We start from the raw sequence: 26,208 nt of genomic DNA, 5'->3' as shown, positions 1-26,208 counted from the left end.
CAGTGTGCGCGACGGCACCGACACGATCGTGTCGGACCGGCGGGCGGTGGCGGAGCGGATCCCGGCCGAGCCGGTGTGGCTGCCGCTCCCCGCGCGGCGATAGGCTGACTAGCCCTGAGCACGTGTCGCTCGACCGGCTCAGCGCATCCGAACCCGGGAGGTTCCCTTGGCTGGTGGTCTCGTCGCCCTGTTGGACGACGTCGCAGCGATCGCGAAAGCGGCCGCGGCGTCCATCGACGACGTCGGTGCGGCGGCCGGCAAGGCCAGCATCAAGGCGGCCGGCGTGGTCGTGGACGACACCGCCGTCACACCCCGCTACGTGCACGGGTTCTCGCCGAAGCGTGAGCTGCCGATCATCCGCAAGATCGCGATCGGGTCGATCCGGAACAAGCTGCTGATCATCCTGCCGGTGGCGATGCTCCTCAGTCAGTTCCTGCCGCAGGCGCTGCCCTATCTGTTGATCGCCGGTGGTCTGTTCCTCTGCTACGAGGGCGCCGAGAAGGTCTACGAGGCGCTCACCGGCGGCCACCACGAGGACGAGGACGCGACGGCCGCGCAGGACGGGCCCGAGCGCGAGAAGGCGATGGTCGGCAGTGCGATCCGCACCGACCTGATCCTGTCCGCCGAGATCATGGTGATCTCCCTATCGTCCGTCGAGGACGAACCGTTCTTCACCCGACTGATGGTCCTCATCGTCGTCGCGATCCTCATCACCATCCTCGTGTACGGCGTCGTCGCCGTCATCGTGAAGATGGACGACGTGGGTCTCGCACTGGCCCAGCGCAAGTCGACCGTCAGCCAGCGGATCGGCCGTGGCCTCGTGGCCGCGATGCCGAAGGTGATGGCGGTGCTCACCGTCGTCGGCATCGCCGCGATGCTGTGGGTCGGCGGCCACATCCTGCTCGTCAACGTCGGCGAGGCCGGATTCCACTGGCCGGCCGACCGCCTGCACGACCTCGAGCACTGGTTCGGCGAACTCGTGCACGGCGGCTTCGGCGGCGTCCTGTCGTGGACCGCGGGAACCGTGGCGTCCGCCGTCGTCGGACTGATCCTGGGCGCGATCGTCGTGCTGATCGCGCACCTGATCCCGAAGCGGAAGAAGGACGCGGCGCACTGACGCGGGTTCACCGCCTGAGCGCGAGCATCGCCTCCGCCACCTCGTCGGTGGCCGCCGCGGGAATCGCGGTTGCCGCGTCCTCGATCACGAGTAGCCGTGCGCCGGGGACCTCCCGCGCGCAGGCCTCGCCGTTGCCGACGGGAAAGAAGGGGTCGCGCCTGCCGTGCACCACCAGTGCCGGGATCGTGAGTTCGGGCAGACGTTCGCGCCAGCGCGGCTTGCAGTCGATCCTGGAGAACACCATTCCCAGCTGGTTGGCCATCTGGATCGCGGGTTCGGTGCTCTGCGTGCGGTCCCAGATGCGTTCGGCGGTCGCGCGCGCCGCGGCGGGGTCGTCGCCGAGGATCTCGGCGCCGGCGGCGGCGAACTCCGCGACGGCGGCGCGGTCGGACCAGTCCGGCATCGGATGTGAGAACAGCCGGCCCATGGTCGCCTCGTCATGGTCGGGCAGGTCGTCGTCGACCGGCCCGGGAGCAACGGGCCGTGTTCCGACGAGCGTGAGCGCGCCGAAAGCATCCGCATGATCGAGCGCGGCGACCTGGGCGACCATTCCGCCGACGCCGATGCCCGCCAGGTGCGCCGGCCTGGAGTCGAGTTCGTGGGCGAGCGCCGCGGCGTCCGATGCCAGATCGCGCAGCGTGTAGGCCGGTTTCTCGGGATCGATGGTGGTCGACGCCCCACAATCGCGCAGGTCGTACCGCACGACGTGGTGCCCACCGTGGGCGAGAGCGGCGCACAGGCCGTCAGGCCACGAGAGCATGGTGGTTCCGCCCACCAAGAGAATCAGCGGCGCCGCCGCGTCCCCGAAGTGCTCCACCCCGAGTGTGACGCCGTTGGCGTCGATCGTGTCCATCACGTGTGTCACAGGAGTTCCCCCTCGTCATCGTCCGTACCGCCCGGCCAGTGCACTGCCCGCAGAAGCGGCTCTTGCACAGACAGACCCGGCGCGGGGTCGAAAGTCATCGGGTGAACCGGTGTGGTGCCGGACGGGATCGACCGTCCGTCAGGTCGTAGCCCCCTCGGCCGTCGTGGTCGGGAAGCGGCGTGCCACGTTCTCCTCCGTCGATGGACCGGGTGCCCACGGCGCGATCCATGGCCCGGTGCCCTCCGACGGGTCGAAAACCCCGTCCTCGAGCCACGTGTACTCGCCGCTCAGGACGCCGCGGGAGATCCGGTGGTCGGTGTCGTCGGTGTTCTCCCAGAGCGCCCCGAAAAGGCCATCGATCCGCAGCCTCGCCTGCCGGCAGAACGCGTCGGCGAGGTCGACGGCGGCCGTGCCGCGCACCGGGTCCTCGGCGCGCTCCATGTCCGCACGCACGCAGGCCGCCGACATCGCGAACAGCTCGGCACCGATGTCGACCACGCGCCCGAGGAACGACTGGTGCTTCTCCATCCCGGCCTGCCAGCGCGCCATACCGTAGAACGTGGAGCGCGCGAGCTTGCGCGCATTCCGTTCGACGAACCGTAGATGCGTTGCCAGCGAACCGAACTCGCCGTACGAGGTGGGCAGCTGGCCCTTGCCGGAGACCAGGTGGGGCAGCCACCGGGCATAGAATCCGCTGGCGCCGAGGGCGGCCTTCGCCTTGTGCTGCAGGTCGGCCTCGGGATCGGCCAGGTCGCCGGCGGCGGCCAGGTGCGCGTCGACGGCCTCGCGCGCGATCAGCAGGCGCATGATCTCGCTCGAACCCTCGAAGATGCGGTTGATCCGCAGATCGCGCAGCAGCTGCTCCACGGGCACCGCGCGCTCACCACGCGCCGCGAGCGACGCGGCCGTCTCGTAACCGCGTCCGCCGCGGATCTGTACGAGGTCGTCGGCGATCTGCCACGCCATCTCACTCGACCACAGCTTGGCCAGCGCGGCCTCGATGCGGATGTCGTTGCGTCCCTCGTCGGCCATCCGTCCGGTCAGCTCGAGCACCGCCTCGAGCGCGTACGTGGTGGCCGCGATGAACGAGATCTTGGCCTCGACCGCGCCGTGCTCACCGACGGGCCGGCCCCACTGCACCCGCTCGGCCGACCACTCGCGCGCGATCTTGAGTGCCCATTTGCCGGCCGCCGCGCACATCGCGGGTATCGCCAGCCTCCCGGCGTTGAGGGTGGTCAGCGCGATCTTGAGACCGTCGCCCTCGCGCCCGACGAGGTTCTCGGCGGGAACTCGCACCCGATTCAACCGGGTGACGCCGTTCTCGATCCCGCGCAGGCCCATGAAGGCGTTGCGGCGCTCGACGGTGATGCCGGGGGAGTCGGCCTCGACCACGAATGCGCTGATCCCGCCGCGCTTGCCCTCCCTGCGCGGTACCCGCGCCATCACCACCAGCAACTCGGCCACGACGCCGTTGGTGGTCCAGAGTTTGACGCCGTCGAGGATGTAGGCGGAGCCGTCCTCGGTGGGGGTCGCGGTGGACGCGAGCCGGGCCGGGTCGGATCCGACGTCGGGCTCGGTGAGCAGGAACGCCGAGATCGCGCCCTTCGCGCAGCGCGGCAGGAACCTCTGCTTCTGCTCGACGGTGCCGGCAAGCTTCAGCGGTTCCGGCACGCCGATGGACTGGTGGGCTGACAGCAACGCACCGAGGCTCGGGTGCACCGACGACACCACCATGAGCGCCCGGTTGTAGGCGACCTGGGACAGCCCGAGCCCGCCGTACTCGATCGGAACCTTGAGGCCGAAGCACCCGAGTTCGGCCAGCCCGGCGACGTAGTCGTCGGGGATACGGGCGTCCCGCTCGATCACCGACCCGTCCAGCCCTCGGCAGTAGCGCTCGAGTTCGGCGACGAACGCGCCGGTGCGCGCCGCCTCGTCGGCGTCGGGCCGGGGGAAGGGATGGACGAGGTCGAGCGGGAAACGTCCGAGGAACAGCTCCTTGGCGAAGGACGGCTTGTCCCAGCCGCTCTCCCGGGCCTCCTCGGCGACCTCGCGGGCCTGTTCTTCCGTCACCTGGGTCGGTGCCACCATGATCCGCCTCCTCGACGAGAGCGATCGAAGGACCTAGTGAAGAACCTACTGGCGAGTATTCCCCTCGATCGGGGTTTGTGGAACCCGTGCGAGAATCGATGCCCGGAGGTAACCATGGTCAGCTCGGCAAGGCCACCGGCGTACACGATGCGTCAGCTGTTCGTTTTCGTCGCCGTTGCCGAGACCGGCACCATCCGGGCCGCGGCCGACCGGCTGCACGTCTCGCAGTCGGCGGTCTCCCTCGCGATCACCGAACTCGAACGCGGACTCAAGTCGCAGCTGTGTGTGCGCCGTCGGGCGCACGGAGTGCAGCTCACCCCCACCGGCGAACGGGTGCTGAGCCGCGCCAAGGCGCTGCTCGAGCAGGCCGGCGACCTGGCCGCGGAGGCGTCCGGTGCCGAGGGCGTGCTCACCGGTCCGCTCGCGATCGGTTGCTACTCGTCGCTGGGACCGACGTTGCTGCCGCGGCTGCTGTACGACTTCAACCAGCTGCACCCGAAGGTCACGGTCGACTTCGTCGAGGACACCCAGGATCGGCTCGAGCAGCGACTGATGTCGGGCGAGCTGGACCTCGCGATCGTCTACGACCTCGACCTGTCGCCGGAACTGCGGCGGGCCCGGATGGACACCCGGCAGCCCGCGATCCTGCTGCCCGCCGACCACCGCCTCGCCGACGCGCCGGTCGTCGAGCTAGCCGAGCTCGCCGACGAACCGATGGTGCTGCTCGACGCCCCGCCCAGTTCCTTCCATGCCCTGCAGATGTGCAGCCGAGCCGGATTCACACCGCACGTGCGGTTTCGTCCCAAGAACTTCGAGACCGCCCGCGCACTCGTCGGCCGCGGTTTCGGCTGGACGCTGCTGATCCAGCGGCCGCAGCTCGACGTCACGTACGAGGGGCTCGGCGTCGTCGTCCGGCCGGAGGTGGAGCCGCCGGTGCCGGAGGTCGACATCCTGCTCGCCTGGTCGCAGGACGCACTCCTCAGCCGAACCGCCCGCGCCTTCGTCGACTTCGCCGTGGACGGGGAGTCCGACGAGGTCGCAGTGGATGTCGCAGCCCACTGAGAGGGCACGGGTGTAGCCACTCTCACACGGGACAATCGGTCCGGAACAGGGCAGGATTCGAGGCGGCGAGTCCGCTACCCGGGCGTGTGCCCCCTCCGACCGGCAAACCCCAGAATTTCTGCGTATTCACCTCGCTTTCTTGCGCTTTTCACACGATGTGATCCAGGTCAAGATGTCCTGCAGGCCGCTTCGTCGGCACGCGTGCAGGTGGGTTTCTTCCCTGCGCGCCTCCAGAGTTGAAAGGCACCCGAACCATGACGGCAACCATGGCTGCGGCTCCGCCGCAGGAGTTGCACCGCAAGGCCCGCAAGGCCGCGCTGGGCAGCTTCGTCGGCACCGCGATCGAGTGGTACGACTTCTTCATCTACGGCACGGCCGCCGCGCTCGTTCTCGGTCACCAGTTCTTCCCGAACTCCTCGGACCTCGCCGGCACCCTGGCATCCTTCGCGACCCTCGCGGTCGGCTTCATCGCGCGCCCCATCGGCGGCGTCGTCATGGGCCACTTCGGTGACCGCGTCGGCCGCAAGTCGATGCTCGTCATCTCGCTGCTGCTCATGGGCTTCGCGACGGTCGGCATCGGCGTGCTCCCCAACTACGACGCGATCGGCGTGTTCGCCCCGATCCTGCTGGTGACGCTGCGCTTCATCCAGGGCCTCGGTGTCGGCGGCGAATGGGGCGGCGCGGTGCTCGTCGCCACCGAGAACGCACCCGAGGGCCGCAAGGGTCTCTACGGGGCGGCACCCCAGATCGGTGTCCCGGCGGGCGTCCTGGTCGCGAACCTCGTGTACCTGCCGCTGACCGCGTTCATGAGCGACGAGACGTTCAAGGCGTGGGGCTGGCGTATCCCGTTCCTGCTCAGCGCCGTCCTGGTGCTGGTCGCGATGTGGATCCGGCTCGGGCTCGAGGAGAGCAGCGAGTTCAAGGAGTCCAAGGATCACGAGCAGCCGAACAAGCTGCCGATCATGGAGGTCCTCACCAAGCACTGGAAGACCGTCCTGCTCGCCGGTGGCACGTTCATCGCCACCAACGGCATCGCCTACGCGTACATGGTCTACGTCCTCAAGTACGGCGAGAAGGAACTCGGCTTCAGCAAGACCACGATGCTGTTCCTGCTCATCGGGTCGTGCCCGTTCTGGATGGCCGGCATGGCGTTCAGTGCGTGGAAGTCCGACACCATGGGACGTCGTCCCGTCTACGTCCGCAGCTCGATCGCCCTCGTGATCGCCGCCGCCGTGTTCTTCCCGCTCATGGACACCGCCGTCCTGCCCGTCATGGTCCTCGCGATGATCGGCCTCGGCTTCACCCTCGGCTGCTGTGCCGGCCCGCAGTCCGCGCTGTTCGCCGAGCTGTTCCCGCCGGCGATCCGCTACTCGGGTGCCTCGCTCGGCTACCAGATCGGCGCCATCCTCGGCGGCGGCCTCGCGCCCATCATCGCCACCGCGCTGTACGCGAGCTTCGAGACGTCGCTCGCCATCACCGGCTACTTCGTGCTGATCGCGTTGATCAGCCTCGCCAGCATCCTCGTGCTGAAGGTTCCCGGTACCACGTCCTCCCGTCCGATCGAGCAGGAAGCGGAGTAAGTCAGTGTCGACCTACTACCAGCCCAAGAAATACCCGGCCTCGGCCTTCGATTCGATGGCGGCTACCGACGAGACGCTGCCCGTCGTCATCGTCGGCGCCGGCCCCGTCGGCATGGCCGTCGCACTCGGCCTCGCGCAGCGCGGGATCCCCGTCACGATCATCGAGGCCGCCGACCAGGTGTCGTTCGGCAGCCGCGCGATCTGCATCTCCCGCCACAGCCTCGAGGCCGCCGCGCGCCTCGGCTTCGGCGCCGAGCTCGAGAAGATCGTGCTGCCGTGGGTCGGTGGCCGCAGCTTCTACCGTGACCAGCAGGTCCTGCACTTCCAGATGCGCAACGCCGACCACGACGTGCGCCCGCCCATGATCAACGTCTCCCAGTCGGAGTTCGAGCAGATCATGGTCGACACGATCGAGGCGAACCCGCTCATCACGCTGCACTGGTCGGCGAGCATCGCGGGCGTGCTGCGCGCCGACGACGAGGTCACCCTCGAGGTCGACTGCGCCGACGGCAAGCGCCATCTGCGCGCTCGCTGGGTCGTGGCCGCCGACGGTGGCCGCAGCCGCATGCGCGAGCTGGCCGGGCTGCGTCTGCAGGGCAACAACTACGACGGCCGCTACGTCATCGCCGACATCCACTGGGAGTCGGAACTGCCGGCCGAGCGCATGGTCTGGTTCGATCCGCCGAGCAACCCCGGTTCGACGATCATCATGCACAAGCAGCCCAAGAACATCTGGCGCATCGACTACCAGCTCGACCCGTTCGAGGACGCCGAGATCGAGACGCAGGAGGACCGCATCCGGGACCGCATCACGCGGCACCTGGAGTGGCTGCAGAACGACCTGCCGTGGACTCTCGAGTGGCACGGCTTCTACAGCGCCCGCGCCCTCGCGCTCGAGGACTTCACCCACGGACGGCTGCTGTTCGCCGGTGACGCCGCCCACCTGGTGCCGATCTTCGGTGTCCGCGGCCTGAATTCGGGCATGGAGGACGCCGAGACCCTGGCGTGGCAGCTGGCCGCGGTGATCCAGGGCAACGCCGACGAGAAGATCCTGCAGGCGTACTCGGTGGAGCGCCACGACGCATGGCGACAGAACGTCGCGAACGCCGGCAAGAGCACGCTCATCATGTCGCCCGGCAGTCACGGCTACCTGACGACCCGTGACGCGATCCTCGCGCTGGCCGTCAACCGCCCCGAGTTCGGACACCTCATCAACCCGCGTCAGTCCAGTGCCACCAACGCGCGGATCTCGCCGCTCACGTGGCCCACCCCGGCCGACGTCGTGGGCGTCGCCGCCGGTGACCCGGTCGACGACCGTCGCGTCGTGACCGCCGACGGCACCGAGACGTCGCTCAACACGTTGCGCGGCACCGGTTTCGCGGTGCTCGGCGTGAAGGTCGACGCTCCCGCGCTGGCCGCCGCGGCAGCCACTCTCGGCGGTGCGCTGGCTCCGGAGTCGGTGCGCGCCATCCTGATCGGTAGCGACACGTCCGAGGCTTCGGTCTCCGTCGTGCCCGACGCCGACGGCGGAATCATGGCCGCGCTCGGTGCCCGCGACGGCGAGGTCTTCGTGATCCGCCCCGACGGCCTGCTGCTGTGCCGCATCGACGGTGTCGGACGCATCGAGGACGTCGCCCGCCACCTGAGCCTGGGCGACGCCCCGGCCGGTGCCAGCGCGGCCGTGGACAGCGGACCGGCCATCGACCCGGACGAGCTGCGGCGCGAGAACGTGTGGATGGGCCTGTCCGACGCCCTCGACCAGGTCGGCGAGAACGACCGCGAGGGCTTCCTCGCGCGCCTCGCGCTCGTGCTCGGTTCGCAGGTGGGGCAGCGGGAATTCGAGGAGGCCATCGCGGCCGCCGCCGATCCGTCGCTGACCGTCCCGGCCGACCGGAACGTGGACGCCACCATCGGTGGCTGAGCAGGTCTCCGAATCCAGCGCCGTCCGGCAGCAGCCGGCGGCGCTGGATTCGTCTTCGTGGCCGGTGGTGGCCGTCGCGTTGCTGTCCGGGGTCCTGGCCGCGAGCCAGGTCGGCAAGGTCATCGTCGCGCTGCCCACGGTCCGCGACGACCTCGGCATGAGCCTGACCGCGTCGGGGGTCCTGCTGTCGTCGTATACGTTCGTGGGAGCGCTGCTGGGCAGCGCCGCAGGCGGATTCGTCGACAAGTGGGGCCGTCGCCGGATGCTGGCCCTGGCATTGATCGTCCTCGCGGCCGGTGCCGGACTCGGTGCGATCGGTCCCGGAACGCCCGCCCTGCTGGTCTCCCGGGTCCTCGAGGGACTCGGCTTCATGGGTGTCGCCGTAGCCGCGCCCGCGACCATCACGGCGGCGGCGGGGGATCGTCACCGCCGCTTGGCGCTCGGCCTGTGGGGCATCTACATGCCGCTCGGGCAGTTCGCGGCGATCCTGCTGGGCCCGTGGGTGATCGGCGCCATCGGCTGGCGCGGGTTGTGGGCGGCCAACGCCGGTCTGCTGCTCGCGTGCGCGGCGCTGGTGGTGGCGGTGGTGCCTCGTGTGGCTGGGGTCCCGGCTGCGTCGGCCGGCGCGAAACGAGCTCCCGTGTGGCGCAATCCGGCCGCAGTACTGATCGCCGTCGCCTTCGGCACCTACTCGCTGCAGTACCTCGCGGTCATCGGGTTCCTGCCCACGATGTACGCGGCCGGAGGCTGGGCCGACAGCTCGGCCGCGATCCTCACCGCGCTGGTCGTCTTCGGCAACATCGTCGGTAACGTCGGTGCGGGGATCCTGCTGCACCGGGGCGTGCTTCCCGGCACGCTCGTCGCAGTCGCAGCGACCTCGATGGGTCTCGCCGCCGTCCTCGTCTACGCGGGGTGGGCGCCGTTCGGCCTGTCCTACGGCGGCGCAATCGCTTTCGCGCTGCTCGGCGGGCTGCTGCCGGCCGCCGTGTTCGCGGCCGTGCCCAGCGCCGCCCGCGGACCGCGCGAGATCGGCCCCGTCAACGGGCTGGTGGTGCAGATGTCGAACCTCGGGTCGATCGTGGGACCGCCGGCCGTCGCGTTCGTCGCCACCCACGTCGGGGGCTGGTCCATGAGCCCGCTGGTGCTCACGACCACCGCCGTGGCGTGCCTCGCGGCCGGACTCGGCTTGCGAGCCAGGGAGTCTCGCTGACCGGACGGCGAGTGACGATCGTTCAGCTGTGCTCGGAGTGGTGTTCGCCGGCGCGACGCAGCAGGTAGCGACGCTCGATGTCGTTGCCGGTGAGCTCGGCGGCCGCGAGGAACTGTTCCCGGGCGCGGGTGGTGTCGCCGAGCTGGTCCAGGAGATGTGCCCGGACGGCACGAGCGCGTTGTGCGACGAGGGGATCGTCGGTGAGCCGGTGGACGCGATCGAACTCGTCGAGCAGCGCGACGCCGCGACGTGGCCCGAAGGCGTGCGCGACAGCGACGACCCTGCTGAGCCGGACGGGTGCGGTGGGCTGCAGCCGCTCGAGCCACAGATAGAGCGCGGCGATCTGCGGCCAATCCGTCTCGGCGGCGGTCTCCGCCTGCGCGTGCGTCGCGGCGACGGCAGCCTGCAGCTGATACGGGCCCACCCGATCTCGCGCCCAGGCCCGTTCGATCAGCTGCCGCCCCTCCTCGGTCAGGTTCCGGTCCCACCGGGCACGGTCCTGCTCGGTGAGGGGAACGAGGTCCTCTCCGGGGTCGGTGCGGGCGGATCGGCGCGCCTCCGTCAACAGCATCAGCGCGAGGAGCCCGGCCGCCTCCGGGTCGTCGGGGAAGTGACGGCGCAGCATCCGCGTCAGCCGTATCGCCTCCTTGGTCAGATCGGCCCGGGTGAGTTCGCCACCTGCTGTGGCGGTGTAACCCTCGTTGAAGATGAGGTAGAGGACCCGCATGACAGCCGAACTGCGCTGTGTGACAGCCTCGTCGGCCCGAATCTCGAAGCGGGCCCCGGCCTTCCTCAGCGTCTGTTTGGCCCTGCTGATCCGCGTGCCCATCGTTGCCTCGGTGGTGCCGTAGGCGTGTGCGATCTCGGCCGTGGTCAGGCCGCCGACGGCCCGAAGTGTCAGGGCGACCTGGGAGGCTTCGCTCAGCGCCGGGTGGCAGCACAGCAACAGCAGATGAAGGCTGTCGTCCCGATCGCGGAGGAGGGGCCCGGTCCGATCGGGCTCGACGAGCACCGCATCGCTGTACGCGACCTCCTCCTCGCGACGACGGGATGCCTGCTCGGACCGGACGAGATCGACCATCTTCCGGTAGCCGACACGGATCAGCCAGCTGCGGGGCTCCTCGGGGACGGTGCCCTCGCGCCACGTGGTGCTCGCCGCGATCAACGCCTCCTGCACGGCGTCCTCGGCGAGTTCGAACCTGCCGAAGCGGCGGACCAGCGCGCCGAGTACGTGCGGCGCTTCGGTGCGCAGCACGTCCTCGATACGCCGGTCCCCGGTTCGTGCCGCGGGGGCCGAATGCTCCATCAAGCGAAGTCGTCGCCCATGATCGGCCGGATCTCCATCGGCTCGCCGAGGACTTCGACCATGCGCGCGACGATGTCGCGTGCACGCTCGAGGCTCGAGCATTCGATGATCGCGAAGCTTGCGAGCACCTCCTTCAGTTCGGCGAAGGGGCCGTCCGTGGCAACGACGCCCGCATCCGTCTTCCGGACGGTGGTCGAGACCGCGGGGTGGCCCAGGCCCTCGCTCAGGACGAACTCTCCCGATTCACGAAGCTCGGCCTCGAACTTCTGGTAGGCGGCGAACGCGGCCAGGGCGTCGTCGCTGGGGACATCAGCGGTGTCGGCGTCCCAGGAATCCGCGGGGGTGTAGCTCAGCAGCAGAAACTTCATCGCTCTCCTCCGTAGCTCGTTTACGTTGGCAGCCTATGCGTTTCACAGTCCACGGCGCAGCCCGAGCGAATTCATCGTGACCCACGTGAACGCGACCAGTCCGGTCACCGCGACCTGGATGCTCGACTCCGAAGGCGACACCGGCAGCAGCAGGACCGCGGCGGTGACCCCGTGGCCGACCACAGCCCAGCGGCGTCGAGCGCGCAGCGCGCGGACCATCAGTGCGATGCACGCCGCCGCGAGTGCGAGGAACGCCAGGGCGGCTGCCGCCGAGTGGACGACGGCGTGCCACGACATGTCCACCGCACCTTCCGGTGCCCCGATCGGGAATCCGTTCTGCGGGTCCATCGGGAAACACCCGGCGACGACGAATCCGATTCCGAAGATGCCGAGGAACATCGGCACGATGCGGGAGCCGGTGCCGTCTGCCACGACGCCGCGGTGGGCGAGGGCGAGACCGAGAACCCCCACCCCGGCCAGCACGAAGGTGACCGCCTGAATCCACCCGAGGTCGCCGGTCGCGAGCTGGCTGAGGGGGTGGACGCGGAGGTCGAAGCCGTCCCGGGTCAGTGCCTGCGCGGTGGACGAGACGTAGAAGAGCGGTCCGGCGGTCGCGGCGGCGGTGAGCAGGTGCCGAGTTCGCCGGGCCGATCGGTGCGTGGTCCGCTCGGGAAGTGCGGTGGTGGCCATGGTGTCCTCCGGTTCTCGTGGTGCCCGCCGTCCGGAACCGGACGGCTTTCACCGACACCACGGAGCCGGGGTTCTTCTTTCGACATCACGGACCGACGACTTCTCGGAGTCGTCGTTGCGCGGATGTCGAGAACGCGATCGCGGCTCCGAGGTTTCCACGAGAGCAGCCGCAGCGACGCTGCTCCGAACCGGAGAAGGAGCACACCATGAACGACACCACCACCAGCAACGACATCGGCAACACCGATCCGTCGCGGCCCAGCGACCGGGTTCGAGCCCTCGGCCGGCTCGTCGGCACGTGGACGGTGACCGGGGGAGCGGAGGGCACCGTGCGGTACGAGTGGATGCCCGGCGGGCACTTCCTCGTCCAGCATGTCGAGCTCGAGCAGTACGGCGAGCCCGTCACCGGATTCGAGGTGATCGGACACCTGCATCCGTTCGGAGAACCGATCGGCGACGAAATCGTCTCCCGGTTCTACGACTCGGCAGGCAACACCTTCGACTACGTCTACGAACTCGACGGCGACGTCCTCACCATCTGGGCCGGCGCGCAGGGGAGCCCGGCGTACTTCAGGGGCCGTTTCGACGACGGCGATCGAACGATGACCGGCGACTGGGTGTACCCGGGAGGCGGCGGGTACACCTCGACGATGACGCGCCGACGGTCGTCGATCGTGGAGTGATCGGTGAAGCTCAGCGCAGCAGAAGCGCGCCCAGGCGCCGGGCCGCGGCCATGACCGCCTCGCCCAGCTTCTGCTCCTCGGACGAATCGAACACCGAGACACCGATGCTCACCAGGTCGGCGGGACGACGGTTCGGCAGCGTGGCCGAGATACCCGTGACCGAGTGAGTCACCTCCCCCGAGGTCACCGCGAAGCCGCGCTCGCGGGCGCGCGTGACCTCGGGGCGCTCGCCCTCCTGCGGCGGTAGCGCCGCCAGCATCGCCAACCCCGCCGACCCGCGGTTGATCGGGTCGATCTGACCGGCGTTGAACCCCACGTGCGCCCGCGAGTTCCGCGGCTCGATCACCATGAGCGCGCGCACCGAGTCCTCGCCCTCCCGCACCGCGAGGTGCGCGGTGGCCTCCACGGAATCCGCGAGGTCCTCGAGGATCGGGCGCGCGAGTTCGCGCAAGTCCTGCTCTACCGAGCCCGCCAGCGTGACCAGTCCCGCGCCCAGCAGGATGCGCTTGCTCTCGGTCCGCCGGCACAGCCGGTGCGCCTCGAGTGTTCGCACCAGGCGATCCGCGACCGTGCGGTGCACCCCGATCCCCTCGCCGATCTCGGTGATCGTCAGCCCGTACTTGTGCTGCGTCAGCAACTCGAGAATCTCGAGGCCGTTGTGCAGGGTCTTCGACATTCGCGAATCGAGCTGGACGACGTTCGATCTCCCAGGACTTTCGTTCATCTGATCATCGGAACCGACCGATGCCATGGATCCCTCCCTTGACGCGTGTGAGGCGAGACACCTACGCTTCTTCTTAATCGCACTATGCGTTCGATTATCGCACACATTGGCGGGGCGGTGCAATCCCGATCGGGGTGCACCGGAGAGTGACCGAGGAGTTCTTCATGACAGGGATCGAGAGCCGCGCCCATGTCGGCGCAGTGGCGATCGTGGAGATCCACCAGCTGTACGGCCGGCAGAGCCACCTCATCGACGAGGGGCACGCGGCCGGATGGGCGGCTACCTTCACGGCCGACGGTGAGTTCCACTCGCCCAGCTACCCGGCCCCCGTTGTCGGAACGGCCGCGCTGACGGAGTTCGCGGACGCGTTCTTCACCAACGCGTCCGTCGCGGGGGAGGCGCACCGGCACGTGATCACCAACATCGCCGTCGAACGCACCGGGGACGACGAGCTCGAGGTCCACGCCTACCTGCAGATCGTCGCGACCCGGATCGGCGGGGAGTCCCGCCTCGTGCGGTTCACCACCGTCACCGACCGGGTGGTGCGAGAGGGCGGCCAGTGGCTCATCGCGCGCCGCGCCGTCCGCCGGGACGATCAGGCCCCGCAGTCCTGACACCTCGGGACTCGGCAGACGAGCAACCCGAACCTTTTGCAGAACATTTGTTTTTGGAGGAACACCCGATCATGACCGAAACCGCTGACACCCAGAACCCCGGCCGCACCGATGCATCCCTGATGACCGCGCTGTACCCGGAGATGGCCGGCAAGGTCGCCGTCGTCACCGGCGCCGCCCAGGGCATGGGCGCGGCCTTCGCGGCCGGTCTCGCCACCCGCGGCGTCAACGTCGTGGGTGCCGACATCAACGAAGCGCAGATGACGGCCACCGCGGACGAGATCAACACCGCGCTCGCGGCGAACTCGGTCGCCGAGACGCCCGGCCGCGTCGTCGGTGCCCGCATCGACGTCACCGAGGCTGCCGAGCACGAGGCCCTCGCGCAGACCGCGCTGAAGGAGTTCGGCCGCATCGACTTCTGGATCAACAACGCGGGCATCTTCCCGTTCGCGCTCGTCGACGAGATCTCCCCCGAGCAGATCGCTGCTGTCCTCGACGTCAACGTCGAGGGTGTGCTGTTCGGCGCACAGGCCGCGTCCCGTCACATGTCGCCCGGTGGTGCGATCGTGAACATGTCGTCGGTGTCGGCGCTGCGCATCCGCCGTGGACGCGGCGCGTACTGCACGTCCAAGGCGGCCGTCGCACACCTCACCGAGTCGCTCGCTGTCGAACTGGGCGACAAGGGGATCCGCGTCAACGCCATCGCTCCCGGCTACATCGACACCGAGATGACCCGTTGGGTCCGCGAGGATCCCGCCGCCCTCGAGCATGCACTGAACGTGGTGCCGCTGCACCGCCTCGGCTCGCCCGAGGAGGTCTTCGGGCCGCTGCTGTTCCTGCTCTCGGACAGCGCCCGCTACGTCACCGGCCACTCCATCGCCGTCGACGGTGGTTCGCGCCATGTCTGAGTCGATGGGTCGTTCCGCAAGCTCCGCTCCTGAGACTTTCCCGAACGTCGTCCTCGTCACCGGTGCCGCCGGCGGTATGGGCGCGGGCCATGCGAAGGCGCTCGCCGCGCAGGGCGTGCACGTGTGCGTCGCCGACGTCGCGGACACGTCCGCGGTCATCGCCGAGATCGAGGCTGCCGGGGGCAGTGCGTCGGCACACGAACTCGACGTCGCGGACTCCGCCGCGTGGACCCGGGTGATCGACGAGATCCGTTCCATCAAGGGCGAACTCGGTGGTCTGGTCAACAACGCCGGCATCAGCCGTCGACGTGAGTTCATGGACACCCCGGACGACGTCTGGGAACTGACCATGCGGATCAACCTGTTCGGCCCGTTCTACGGGATGAAGGCCGCCGCACCGCTGATGCGCGAGAGCGGCGGCGGATCGATCGTGAACATCTCGTCGATCTCCGGCCAGGTCGGCTACTTCTCGCCGGCCTACGCATCGAGCAAGTGGGGACTGACCGGGCTGTCGAAGTCGGCGGCCGGGCAGTTCGCGCAGTGGGGCATCCGGGTGAACTCCGTGCATCCCGGGCTGGTCGGCACCGCTCTCGTCGGGGGAGCGGACGCCTTCGTCAAGGCCTCGCTGGAGAGCATTCCGGCCGGACGCATGGGCACCGTCGACGAGATCACCGACGCGGTGCTGTTCCTGCTGTCCGACCGGTCCACGTACATGAACGGCAGTGAGGTGACGGTCGACGGCGGCCTGGTGTCCAACGGGCTGTACCACCGCATCCTCGCCGAAACGGGAGGTGTCCTCTCATGAGTGAAGACAACTGGGACGTCGTCGTGATCGGCGGCGGCGGAGCGGGACTCGCGGCCGCGGTGTCCGCGGCCGAGCAGGGCGCATCGGTGCTGCTGTTCGAGTCGCAGACCGAACTGGGCGGCTCGACGCAGCTGTCGGCGGGCCTGTTCACCGCCGCCGGCACCAGCGTCCAGCGCGGTCTCGGGATCGAGGACACCGCCGAGAAGTTCTTCCAGCATTACATGGACCTCAACCACTGGATGCTCAAGCCCGGGCTGGTCCGTGCGTTCTGTGAGAACGCCGGCCCCACGCTGGAGTGGCTCATCGGCCTGGGTGTGGAGATTCCGGCCCGCGAGTCCGCCAATGCGCACATGCCGGGCCTGGCCCAAGCCGGCGTCGAGGACGTCTGGCGCGGTCACGTACCCAAGGACCAGGGCTACGGGCTGGTCCAGGTGCTCGACAAGGCTCGCCGGGACCGGGGCGTCGAGGTCGTCATGAACACCCGCGTGCAGTCGCTGCTCGTCGAGGACGGCCGCGTCGTCGGCGTCGTCGCCGACGACATCGAGGTCCGCGCGTCGGCGGTGGTGATCGCCAGCGGCGGGTTCGCGCAGAACAAGGATCTGGTCGACCGGCTGTACCCGTTCGCGAACCGCGGCGGCGACTCGCTGTTCGTCGTGGCCGCCGAGGGCAGCCAGGGCGACCACCTCGCCTTCGGTGAGCAGGTCGACGCCGCGGTCACCGGCGAGGGCTGGGGTCTGATGCTCCCCACCGCCTACTTCCAGCGGTTCCACCACTGGCAGTCGGGGTTCCCGCCCAAGTCGCGGATCTACGTCAACGGCGGCGGCCGTCGGTTCATGGACGAGGACGCGTCGTACGCGGTCTCCACCGGGATCATCGACGCCCAGCAGGGCGGCGCCTGGGTGGTGTTCGACGAAAGGGCTAGACTGAATCTTCCTGTGGGCTATACTGATTGGGCTCCGGAGCGGATTCTCGAAGAAGCCGAATCCGGGCGTACGCTCCGAGCGGACTCGCTCACGGAACTCGCCGGCGCGATGGGCGTGCCCGCCGATGCTCTCGAGGCGGCCGTCACGCGCTGGAACGATCAACTCCCGAACGGTGTCGACGACGACTTCCTGCGTCATCGCACCCTCTCGAACAAGGGGTCCACCGCCAACCCGGACCCGATCGACCAGGGCCCGTTCTACGCGGCCCGGTTGCTGCCCGCCGAACTCGTCTGCACGCACGCGGGCGTCGAGATCGACAGCAACGCATCCGTTCTGGATCGGACCGGTCGTCCGGTCGACGGACTCTTCGCCGCCGGCGAGGCCGGGGCCGGCATCCTCGGCCTCCGGTACGTGGGCGGCGGCAACGCCGTGGCGAACGCCCTCACGATGGGCCGGATCGCCGGAATGAACGCCGCCCGCACCGCACGCGGCGAGTCGACGACGTCGACGGCACTGACAACTGCAGGAATCTGACACCGAGCGTGTTGCGCACCAGACACTTACAAAGGACCATCCATGCCAACGAACGATATTGTGGAGCCCGCGGTTCGTAACCCCGAGCCCGCCCGAGGACCGGATCCCGTGCAGACAGAGACCCAGCCGAAGCAGTCCACCGTCAAGGTGGTGCGTGCGGCCATCGTCGGCACCGTCGTCGAGTACTACGACTTCGGTATCTACGGCTACATGGCGACCATCATCGCGTCGCTGTTCTTCGTCTCGGAGAACGACACCGCCGCCCTGCTCGGCACGTTCGCGACGTTCGCGGTCGCGTTCTTCCTCCGGGTGCCCGGTGGCATCTTCTTCGGCCACATCGGCGACAAGTACGGCCGCAAGAACGCCCTGTCCTGGACGATTCTGCTGATGGTCGTCGCGACGGCGGCGATGGGCATGATGCCCACGTACGTCACGCTCGGCGTGTGGGCGACCGCGATCCTGGTGCTGGCCCGCTGCCTGCAGGGCTTCGCGGCCGGCGGCGAGCTGGGTGGCGCCAACGCGTTCGTGTCGGAGTCCGCTCCGGCCAAGTGGCGCGCGTTCCAGACCTCGATGGTCAACTCGGGTACCTACCTCGGTTCGCTCGTGGCATCGCTGACCGCACTGGCGCTGACCTCGGTGTTCACGCACGACCAGATCATGTCGTGGGCGTGGCGCATCCCGTTCCTGCTGTCCGTCGTCATCGGCGTCGTCGGCATCTGGATCCGTAACCACATGGAGGACACTCCGCAGTTCAAGGAGCTCGAGGACAAGGGCGAGACCGCGAAGGTCCCGGTCAAGGAGCTGCTCACCAGCTCCGGTCCCGCGCTGGTGAAGATCATCTTCCTCGGCGCGCTCATCACCGGCGGCTACTACATCGCCTCGGTGTACGCGGCGACGTACCTGCAGAAGGCCGGCGGCCAGTCGTCCACCGTCGCCTTCCTGTCCACCTCGCTGGCCCTGGTCCTCGGTGTCATCACGCTGCCGATCGCCGGCTACCTGGCCGACCGCTACGGCCGCAAGCCCGTGCTGTTCACCGGTACCGTCGCCGCGGTCGTCCTGGGCGTCCCGATGTTCATGCTCATGGCGGGCGGCAGCATCTGGCAGGCGGTCGTCGGCCAGTCGGTCCTGTTCATCGCGGTGTCGGTGGTCAACGGTGCGTCGTACGTGACGTACGTCGAGATGCTCAAGGCGTCGGTCCGCTACAGCGGCCTGGCCCTGGGCAACAACATCACCAACATGGCGCTCGGTGGTACGGCCCCGTTCATCGCGACGTGGCTGATCGACATCACCGGCAACAACCTGGCACCGGCGTTCTACTTCGTGTTCTGTGCGCTGCTCACCCTCGGTGCGATCTTCTTCGTCAAGGAGACCAAGGGCATCGAGCTCCGCGTCGACTAGTCCGTCCCCGTCGGGCCCTGCCGGTGGCGACACCGGCAGGGCCCGTTCGTCACGAGAGGAGAGCGCATGTCGCTCATCGACAAGCAGGAGATCACCGAGGTCCTGTACCGCTACGCGCGGGCGGTGGACCGCAAGGACTTCGACCGCGTCGCCGACTGCTACTTCCCCGACGCGATCGACAACCACGGCGGCTACATCGGCACCGTCGACGGCCTGATCGAGGACATGAAGTCCCGGCACGCCACCATCGACTCGTCGCTGCACTACGTGACCAACGTGCTGATCGACCTCGACGGCGACACGGCGAACGTCGAGTCGTACTGCCTGTGCTACCTGCGGCAGGCGCCGCAGGTTCCGGGCGGGCCGCAGTCGCGGGCCACCGTCAAGTGCCGTTACGTCGATCGGTTCGAACGGCGCGACGGGCAGTGGCGCATCGCGGACCGCATCGTCGTGTTCGACGAGTCCGTGACCGACGAGATCGTGGACGCCCTGTCCCCCTCCTGGGTACGATCCCGTCGCTCCTTCGAGGACCCGGTGTTCACCGGGAAGCCCTGACCGGCAATACCTCCGGGCCCACGAAGGCAACAGCGCCGGTACCGAAGTCTGCGGGGTACCGGCGCTGTCGTGGTGTCAGCTCGGATCAGCTCACTTCAGCTCGGAGAGCACGGCCTCGATGCTGGTGATCAGCGCGACCGGTGCCTCGAACATCGCGTAGTGGCCGGCGTTCGCGAGGACGTCGAGCTGGCACTGCGGCAGCTGCGCCATCCACGTTGCCTTCATCGTCTCGGCGCCCAGCGCCGGATCGTGCTCGCCGACGATGGCCTTGACCGGGATCGACGTCTGCGGCAGCGCGTCGACGAAGTCGGCCCCGCCCCACGCACGCAGGTACGCGCCGAACGCCGGCCGCGTGGTGTGGTCCACGGAGAACTGGGTCATCTGCTTCAGCCACGTGGCCGACTGCCGGTTGCCGGTCGTGAAGTCGAGAATCGCGTAGCGGTTGCCGTCCTCGTTCTCCGCGCCCGAGAACAGCGCCTGGCTGTCCGCGTCGAACGGGACACCCGAGGCGGGCACCGGCGAGATACCGATGACCGCGGTGACCCGCTCGGGGGCGTCGGCCAGCACGCGCAGCGCGGCCGCGCCACCCATCGAATGACCGACCAGGGCGAAGCGGTCCCAGCCCAGCTCGTCGGCGAGGGCCAGGGTGTCCGCCGAGATCTCCTCGAGCGTGTACTCGCCGGCCTCGTCCTTGCGGGCACCGTAGCCCCGGTAGTCGATGAGCGCGTACGTGTAGGCGTCGGTGTCGACGAGTTCCGGGAGCATGCCCCAGCCCTCGGACGTGCCGAACCAGCCGTGCAGCCCGATCACCTTCACCGGTCCCTGACCGACGAGCTTGTGTGCGATGGTCATTCGTAGTCTCCTGTCTGTAACTGCCGTCGTCGAGTATGCCGAACGAGTCGGGCCCCGGCCCGACCCCACGCGGGAGGTCGGACCGGGGCCCGGTCGTCAGGTCGGATTCGCCGACCCGGCGGTCACGGTCACGCGACCTCGTCGAGGTCGACTCCCTTGGTCTCGCGGCTGAGCAGCAGCGCCACCACCGTGATCGCCATCGTCACCACCAGGTAGCCGACGACCGTGCCGACACCGAAGTTCTCGATCAGCCAGACCGCGATGAACGGGGCCGGGGCACCGGCGATGATCGACGAGCCCTGGAACACCAGCGACGAACCGGCGTAGCGGTAGCGGGTCGGGAACAGTTCGGTGATCCACGCGGCCTCCGGGCCGGCGAGCATGCCGTGGAAGAACGCGCCCACGCACACGCCGAGCCACAGCATCGGCAGGCTCTCGAGCTGGACCAGCCAGAAGAACACCGGCGCCCACACCACGAGGATGATCGCGGGCACGAGCATCGCCTTCTTACGCCCGATGCGGTCCGACCACGCGCCGCCGCCGATCATGCCGACGAACTGGAACAGCGACGCGAACGTCACGGCCAGGATGATGTCGCCGCGGTGGAAATCGAAGTACGTGGTGGCGTACGCGATGACGAAGACCGTGTACACGTAGAACGCGATGTTCTCGCCGAGACGCATGCCCAGGCCGATCAGAACGGCGCGCGGGCGGCTCAGTGCCTCGAGGATCGACGAACGTTCCTGCGTCGCAGGTGCCTTCGCGGCCTGTTCCTGTGCGGCCTTGAAGACCGGGGACTCCTCGACGCCGCGGCGCACCCAGAAGCCGACGATCAGCAGCGGGATCGCGAACAGGAAGGCCACACGCCAGCCCCACTGGTCGAACGCGTCGTCGGTGAGGAAGAGGCCGAGGACCGAGACGATGACGGTCGCCAGCACCGTGCCCATCGGGGCACCGGCCTGCGGCCACGACGCCCAGAAGCCGCGCTTCTTCGGCTCGCCGTACTCGCTGACCAGCAGCACCGCGGCACCGAACTCGCCGCCGAGCGCGAAGCCCTGGATCATGCGCAGCACCACCAGCGCGACCGTCGCCCAGATGCCGATCTGGTCGTACGTCGGCAGCAGGCCGATCGCGGCCGTCGCGGTGCCCAGCAGGATGAACGTGGTGACCAGCATCGGCTTGCGGCCGAACTTGTCGCCCAGATGCCCGAACACGATGCCGCCCAACGGGCGGGCAATGAAGCCGAGGCCCTGCGTGGCGAGGGCCAGCAGCAGCTTCGCGACACCGTCGTCACCGGGGAAGAACAGCGGACCGAGCACGGTCGCGGCGAGGATGCCGTAGATCGCGAAGTCGTACCACTCGAGCACGGCGCCGGCCATGCTGCCGGTGAGGACGCGCTTGAAGCTGGACTTCGGCGGCTGGTCGGTGGTGGCCGAGCCCGGCGGCACGGCGGCCCCGGTGACGGTCGGAGATCCCATGACGGATCCTTTCGGGTGCTGGAGAGATTCTGGGGGAGGGGGGATCAGAGTGCGAGGCTGAGCTTCTTGCCGCACGCGCGCGAGCAGCAGGTCATCATCGACTTGTTCTGAGCCCGTTCGGTCTTGGTGAGCACCATGTCGCGGTGGTCCACCTCGCCGTCGAGGACGGGGGCTTCGCAGGATCCGCACAGCCCCTCCTCGCAGTCGCTCTGGATGTCGATGTTCGACGCGCGCAGGGCGTCGAGCACGGTCTGGTCGGCGGCGACCTGGATCGTCAGGCCGGAGTCGCGCAGTTCGAGTTCGAACGCGTGCTCGTTGGCCGGGTCGAGGGTGGCCAGGTTCGAGGTGAAGTGCTCGACGTGCAGCGAGTCCTCGGGCCAGTGTGCGGTGGCCTCCTCGAGCGCGGTGAGCAGTCGCTCCGGGCCGCACGAGTAGATCTGGGTACCGGGGGCCGGCGTCGCCAGCAGCGTCGGGATGTCGAGGCGGTTGCCCGCGGCGCTCGAGTGGATCTCCACCTTGTCGCCGTGGTCCGCGGTGAGCCGGTCGAGCAGCGCCATCGTCGCGACATCACGTCCGCAGTAGTGGATCTCGTAGTCCTTGCCGGTGGCCTTCGCGTGGTCGGCCATCGCGATCACCGGGGTGATGCCGATGCCGCCCGCCACGAAGATGTAGCGCTGCGCGTCCGGGTCGAGCTTGAAGTGGTTGCGCGGGCCGCGCATCTTCAGGGTGTGTCCGGTCTGCAGGGTGCGGTGCACGTAGCGCGATCCGCCGCGGCTCTCGGGCTCCTCGAGAACTGCGATCTCGTAGTGCGACAGATCGTTCGGGTTGCTGCACAGCGAGTACTGCCGGGACAGGTCCCCCAGCTCGACGTCCACGTGCGAGCCCGGCGTCCACTTCGGCAGCGGCTTGCCCGACGGATCCGACAGCCGTACACGCACGACGCCGTCGGCGGCCGGGGTGATCGCCTCGACCGAGACGGTGCGCGAGATGTTGGTCTTCGACGGCTCACCGATCTTCACCGGCTGCCGGTCGTCGAGGATCGACGGGTCGGCACGCTCCGGGTTCTTCGCCGGGTCCCACTGCACCAGAACGTGATCCGGACCGCGGAACGACGTGTTGGGCAGGTAGGTGAACTCCTGGTCCGGGACCAGCTCCATGTGCGGGAGGCGCTTGGTGAACTCCTCGAGGAAGATCTGCATCTCCATGCGGGCCAGGTTCTTGCCCATGCACTGGTGGCTGCCGTAGCCGAACGTCAGGTGATCGCTCGAGTTCTCGCGGCGGATGTCGAAGTCGTCGGCGTTGTCGAAGTGCCGCTCGTCGTGGTTGGCCGACGACGTCACGATCAGCAGCTTCGCGCCCTTCGGGATGTCGACGCCGCCGATGGTGGTGTCGTCGGTGGCGAGGCGGCGCCACGCGGCGACCGAACCGGAATGGCGCAGGCACTCCTCGACGGCGTTGGGGATCAGGCTCGGGTCGGCGCAGATCTCCTCCCACACGCTGCGGTTCTCGAGCAGCAGGCGGAAGGCGTTGGCCGACGCGTTGGCCGTGGTCTCGTGTGCTGCAACGATTCCCGCCATCATCATCGAGTGCAGGTACGAGTCGGTGACGACGTCGGGCTGCTCCTGCTGGACGCGGATGCCGAAGGGCATCCAGCCGTGGCCGGAGGGATCCTTGCGCATCTTGTCGAGCACCTTGCCGGCGTACTGCCAGAACTTACCGACGGCCTCGGCGACCGCGACCTGCTCCTCGACGGCGGGCCGGCCCCACGTGTTGACGGTGTGCGCGATCGAGTAGCTGCGCAGCTCGTCCATGTCCTCCTCGGGCACGCCGAGGAAGTGCAGTGCGACGGTGAGCGGGACCTCCCACAGCATCTCGTCGACCAGGTCGGCCCGGCCGGTCTCGACGAAGCGGTCGACGTACTCGCGGGTGAGTCGTCGGACCATCGGCTCGTGGTGGACCAGTTCCTTGGGGGTGAACGGATCCATCAGCACGCGGCGGCGCGGCATGTGCGCGGGCTCGTCCTCGTTCACCATGGTGCGCGCCATCGCATAGTCGTACTTCGCGAGCGTCGCCGTCGCCTCCTCCGAGACGGGGGTGATCTTCTCGAGGGCGATCGACGGCGAGAACAGGATGTTGTCGCGGAAGACGGCCTTGACGTCCTCGTATCGGGTGACCACCCAGTAGCCGAGTTCCGGGCTGAAGAACACCGGCTCCTCGTCGCGCGACCAGCGCAGCGACGCTGCGGGGTCCACCTGGTACGGGCCGGTGAAGGGATCGAAGGCGGCGGCATTCGCGGAAACCGGGCAGCCCGTGGTCTGCAGGGCCTTGTGATCGATCGGGCACGCGCTCATGACTTGTATCTCCGTTGGTCTGAAACTCGCTCGAACTGCGAAGTTACTAATAACGCACAACCTGTAGCGGTGAGCGAACTCCGCACAGAGTAAGTGCGGTCACAATCGCGGTCAAGTGCGGCCCCGATAACGACGTAAGTGGTCTGTAACTGCGCGGCCCGAACTGGCCGAATACGCGCCCGGGCACCGTGTTTCGGCGGACCTGCGCGTCCCGTCCCCTCGCGTTTTGCGCACTTATCGCGCGTCCGGTGTCCCGTCCCCTCGCGTTTCGCGCACTTATCGCCGTCCGGTGTCCCGTCCCCTCGCGATTTGCGCACTTATCGCGCGTTCGAGCCCGGGGATCTTCGCGCTAAGTGCGCAAAACGCGAGAAGCGGCACCTGCGAGATGCGGGTGCCGCTGGGGCCGGCGTCGGGCGAGTGGTGTCAGACGGTGATGAGGCGCTCGATGTGGCGGGCGGTGCGCTGGACCGCGTCGGCGGCTCGGTCGGTGTCGAGACCGTCGATCGCGACGACTCCGATACTGCGTTCGAGTCCGGTGGTGGCGCCCACGCCGTCGGGCAGGCAGATCCCCGTAGCGATGCCGACCGCACCGTGCTCGAGCTGTCCGCGGGTGAGGCTGAATCCGTCGATCCGCGCCTGGCAGACCTCGTCGGAGTCGCTCGGCTTCTCGGGGCGCATCGCGAGGATCGCGATTCCGGCGGCGCCGCGATCGAGGGGATGGCTGCTGCCGACGCGGTAGCCGACCCGCAGCAGCGTCGCCTCGGGCTCGGCCACCATGATCACGACACAGTTCTGCCCCTGAGCTGCGGAGATGAACGCGGTCGCGCGGGTCTCGTTGGCGAGCGAGTGGAGCAGCGGCTGGACGTCGCTCGCGAACTGCGGCTCGAACCGGGATGCGAGGACGGCGGCGCCCACGCCCAGGCGGATGCGGCCGTCGGACGTGCGGGCGACGAGCCCGTGCGCCTCGAGCGTGGCGACGATCCGGTAGCAGATGGCACGGTGCACATCGAGTTCGCGGGCGAGGTCGGCCACCGAGATGCCGGCTGCGGACTGTGCGACGACGTCGAGTGCACGCAGCCCGCGATCGAGGGTCTGCAGTGTGCTCATGTTCATCCTGTTCGGGGGGTCGTCGCGCCCGGGTGTGGGCGCCGCTTTCGCTGGTCTGGGTTCTTTGTACAGACTTTAGGCTGCGTATGGACAACCTGTTGCCGCACTGGCCCGAGCGGGTGTCGCGAAGATTCGCCGGACCGACCACGACGGCATACACACGGGGGCAACTAGTTAATAGATATACTAATTCGGTGGAGTCAGTAGGACATTTCGAGCAGCGCGAGCCGCTGCGGTGCCGCGATAGGGTGGCCGAATGAACGGCGACGAGGGGCGCAGCGCGCGGGCGGCGGAGGGTTCGACGACGCCGGCTCCCGGCTCGCTCGACTTCTGGTCCTTCATCGACCTTGCCAATACGCGTCTGAGCACGGAGTTCGGGTCCACTCATCAATTGGCTACGCAGGTTTTACTGACCCTCAACCGGGCAGCGAACGTCGTCACCTACGACCTGGAATCGTCCGTGCACCGGCCCCGCGGGCTGTCGTGGTCGGCCTTCCGCCTGATGTTCGTCACGTGGCTGGCCGGGCCCATCGAACCGAAGAGCGCGGCGAAGCTCACCGGTATGAGCCGCGCTGCCGTCTCCAATCTTGCGAAAACGCTGGTCGCGAGCGGTCTGCTCGAACGCTCGCCCGACGCGCACGACGGCCGGTCGGTGCAGTTGTCGCTCACCGAGCAGGGGCGGGCCGAGATGGCCGCGACCTATCGCGAGCACAACGAGCGCGAGTACGCGTGGGCCAGCGTGCTCACCGAGGCTGAGCAGCACATTCTCGTCATGCTGCTCGACAAGCTGATCACCAACCGCAGCCAGTTCGACGTCCGCGGCCGCAACTGACGCTGCCCGTCCGGCGCTGCCCCTTCGTTCCTTTCCTGCCCTTCCCGCGTTGTGCGCACTTCTCGCGCACCCGGGGGTCCTTCCCTGCGCGCCAAGTGCGCAGAACGCGGTTCTGGGTGGCGCGAATCCGCGCTAAGTGCGCACAACGCGGGGGTGGGGAAGGCGAGACCGCCCGTGTGGTTGCGCTCACGCCGCGAAACTAGTTAATCTGTTTACTAACCTCGACAGGGATCGGCG

The 26,208-nt window shown here is 68.6% G+C and carries 23 protein-coding genes; 13 read left to right on the top strand and 10 right to left on the bottom strand.

Going from position 1 to position 26,208, the window contains the following annotated elements; translation table 11 throughout:
• Positions 1-166: 166 nt before the first annotated feature.
• A complete protein-coding gene (locus tag ABEU20_RS06140) occupies positions 167-1,117 on the top strand; it encodes a DUF808 domain-containing protein (protein ID WP_420163512.1) in 951 nt (316 codons plus the stop codon).
• Positions 1,118-1,124: 7 nt separating this feature from the next.
• Here the strand turns inward: ABEU20_RS06140 and ABEU20_RS06135 are convergent, their stop codons facing one another.
• Together ABEU20_RS06135 and ABEU20_RS06130 are read right to left on the bottom strand one after the other, a co-directional pair.
• Positions 1,125-1,970: an alpha/beta fold hydrolase gene (locus tag ABEU20_RS06135; RefSeq protein ID WP_420163910.1), complete on the bottom strand. Its 846-nt coding sequence runs from the start codon at positions 1,968-1,970 to the stop codon at positions 1,125-1,127.
• Positions 1,971-2,120: 150 nt separating this feature from the next.
• Positions 2,121-4,070, bottom strand: a complete 1,950-nt coding sequence (locus ABEU20_RS06130) for an acyl-CoA dehydrogenase family protein (RefSeq protein ID WP_420163511.1) — start codon at positions 4,068-4,070, stop codon at positions 2,121-2,123.
• 114 nt (positions 4,071-4,184) lie between these two features.
• Between ABEU20_RS06130 and ABEU20_RS06125 the strand changes: the two genes are divergently transcribed.
• The 4 genes from ABEU20_RS06125 (at position 4,185) to ABEU20_RS06110 (ending at position 9,843) form a co-directional block, all read left to right on the top strand.
• Positions 4,185-5,132, top strand: a complete 948-nt coding sequence (locus tag ABEU20_RS06125; RefSeq protein WP_420163510.1) for a LysR substrate-binding domain-containing protein — start codon at positions 4,185-4,187, stop codon at positions 5,130-5,132.
• Between the two features lie 254 nt (positions 5,133-5,386).
• On the top strand, positions 5,387-6,712 hold the full coding sequence (locus ABEU20_RS06120) for an MFS transporter (protein WP_420163509.1): 1,326 nt from the start codon (positions 5,387-5,389) through the stop codon (positions 6,710-6,712).
• 4 nt (positions 6,713-6,716) lie between these two features.
• A complete protein-coding gene (locus tag ABEU20_RS06115; RefSeq protein WP_420163508.1) occupies positions 6,717-8,633 on the top strand; it encodes an FAD-dependent monooxygenase in 1,917 nt (638 codons plus the stop codon).
• Positions 8,626-9,843, top strand: coding sequence for an MFS transporter (locus ABEU20_RS06110; RefSeq protein WP_420163507.1), 1,218 nt, complete (start codon positions 8,626-8,628; stop codon positions 9,841-9,843). Before ABEU20_RS06115 ends, ABEU20_RS06110 begins: the two co-directional genes overlap by 8 nt.
• Before the next feature lie 22 nt (positions 9,844-9,865).
• On the opposite strand, the gene ABEU20_RS06105 is transcribed toward ABEU20_RS06110, so the two are convergent.
• From ABEU20_RS06105 to ABEU20_RS06095, 3 genes are read right to left on the bottom strand one after another with little or no spacing between them, the layout of a single operon-like run.
• On the bottom strand, positions 9,866-11,149 hold the full coding sequence (locus ABEU20_RS06105; protein WP_420163506.1) for an RNA polymerase sigma factor: 1,284 nt from the start codon (positions 11,147-11,149) through the stop codon (positions 9,866-9,868).
• Positions 11,149-11,517, bottom strand: coding sequence for a YciI family protein (locus ABEU20_RS06100; protein ID WP_081122279.1), 369 nt, complete (start codon positions 11,515-11,517; stop codon positions 11,149-11,151). The genes ABEU20_RS06105 and ABEU20_RS06100 overlap by 1 nt, the downstream gene beginning before the upstream one ends.
• 42 nt (positions 11,518-11,559) lie before the next feature.
• Positions 11,560-12,207 (bottom strand): DUF998 domain-containing protein, encoded by a 648-nt coding sequence (locus tag ABEU20_RS06095; protein WP_420163505.1) that lies wholly within the window; start codon positions 12,205-12,207, stop codon positions 11,560-11,562.
• 206 nt (positions 12,208-12,413) lie between these two features.
• Here ABEU20_RS06095 and ABEU20_RS06090 point away from each other — a divergent pair, with 206 nt between their 5' ends.
• Entirely contained in the window at positions 12,414-12,890 is a 477-nt protein-coding gene (locus ABEU20_RS06090; protein WP_420163504.1) for a hypothetical protein, read from the top strand.
• A gap of 10 nt (positions 12,891-12,900) precedes the next feature.
• Here ABEU20_RS06090 and ABEU20_RS06085 read toward each other — a convergent pair whose 3' ends face one another.
• The gene (locus ABEU20_RS06085) at positions 12,901-13,641 is read right to left on the bottom strand and encodes an IclR family transcriptional regulator (RefSeq protein ID WP_420163503.1); all 741 of its coding nucleotides are present in this window, start codon (positions 13,639-13,641) and stop codon (positions 12,901-12,903) included.
• A 137-nt stretch (positions 13,642-13,778) separates the two neighbouring features.
• Between ABEU20_RS06085 and ABEU20_RS06080 the strand changes: the two genes are divergently transcribed.
• The 6 genes from ABEU20_RS06080 (at position 13,779) to ABEU20_RS06055 (ending at position 19,351) form a co-directional block, all read left to right on the top strand.
• Positions 13,779-14,228, top strand: coding sequence for a nuclear transport factor 2 family protein (locus ABEU20_RS06080; RefSeq protein ID WP_420163502.1), 450 nt, complete (start codon positions 13,779-13,781; stop codon positions 14,226-14,228).
• A 71-nt stretch (positions 14,229-14,299) separates the two neighbouring features.
• Positions 14,300-15,136, top strand: coding sequence for an SDR family NAD(P)-dependent oxidoreductase (locus ABEU20_RS06075; protein WP_420163501.1), 837 nt, complete (start codon positions 14,300-14,302; stop codon positions 15,134-15,136).
• Positions 15,129-15,941, top strand: a complete 813-nt coding sequence (locus ABEU20_RS06070) for an SDR family NAD(P)-dependent oxidoreductase (protein ID WP_420163500.1) — start codon at positions 15,129-15,131, stop codon at positions 15,939-15,941. Before ABEU20_RS06075 ends, ABEU20_RS06070 begins: the two co-directional genes overlap by 8 nt.
• A complete protein-coding gene (locus ABEU20_RS06065) occupies positions 15,938-17,398 on the top strand; it encodes an FAD-dependent oxidoreductase (RefSeq protein ID WP_420163499.1) in 1,461 nt (486 codons plus the stop codon). The genes ABEU20_RS06070 and ABEU20_RS06065 overlap by 4 nt, the downstream gene beginning before the upstream one ends.
• A gap of 108 nt (positions 17,399-17,506) precedes the next feature.
• Complete coding sequence (locus ABEU20_RS06060) at positions 17,507-18,796, top strand: MFS transporter (protein WP_420163498.1); 1,290 nt, start codon at positions 17,507-17,509, stop codon at positions 18,794-18,796.
• Positions 18,797-18,862: 66 nt separating this feature from the next.
• Positions 18,863-19,351, top strand: coding sequence for a nuclear transport factor 2 family protein (locus ABEU20_RS06055; protein WP_420163497.1), 489 nt, complete (start codon positions 18,863-18,865; stop codon positions 19,349-19,351).
• 90 nt (positions 19,352-19,441) lie between these two features.
• Here the strand turns inward: ABEU20_RS06055 and ABEU20_RS06050 are convergent, their stop codons facing one another.
• From ABEU20_RS06050 to ABEU20_RS06035, 4 genes are all read right to left on the bottom strand, one after another.
• Positions 19,442-20,203, bottom strand: coding sequence for an alpha/beta fold hydrolase (locus ABEU20_RS06050; protein WP_420163496.1), 762 nt, complete (start codon positions 20,201-20,203; stop codon positions 19,442-19,444).
• 128 nt (positions 20,204-20,331) lie between these two features.
• Positions 20,332-21,681, bottom strand: coding sequence for an MFS transporter (locus tag ABEU20_RS06045; RefSeq protein WP_420163495.1), 1,350 nt, complete (start codon positions 21,679-21,681; stop codon positions 20,332-20,334).
• Positions 21,682-21,725: 44 nt separating this feature from the next.
• Positions 21,726-24,032 (bottom strand): cytochrome P450/oxidoreductase, encoded by a 2,307-nt coding sequence (locus ABEU20_RS06040; protein ID WP_420163494.1) that lies wholly within the window; start codon positions 24,030-24,032, stop codon positions 21,726-21,728.
• Between the two features lie 423 nt (positions 24,033-24,455).
• A complete protein-coding gene (locus ABEU20_RS06035; RefSeq protein ID WP_420163493.1) occupies positions 24,456-25,139 on the bottom strand; it encodes an IclR family transcriptional regulator in 684 nt (227 codons plus the stop codon).
• 256 nt (positions 25,140-25,395) lie between these two features.
• Here ABEU20_RS06035 and ABEU20_RS06030 point away from each other — a divergent pair, with 256 nt between their 5' ends.
• Positions 25,396-25,971, top strand: coding sequence for a MarR family winged helix-turn-helix transcriptional regulator (locus ABEU20_RS06030; protein ID WP_420163492.1), 576 nt, complete (start codon positions 25,396-25,398; stop codon positions 25,969-25,971).
• Positions 25,972-26,208: the final 237 nt, after the last annotated feature.

It is taken from the genome of Rhodococcus parequi, assembly GCF_046042785.1.
Lineage (GTDB): Bacteria > Actinomycetota > Actinomycetes > Mycobacteriales > Mycobacteriaceae > Prescottella > Prescottella parequi.
The sequence above is the reverse complement of the archived record's forward strand: the minus strand, read 5'-3'. Positions and strand labels throughout refer to the sequence as shown.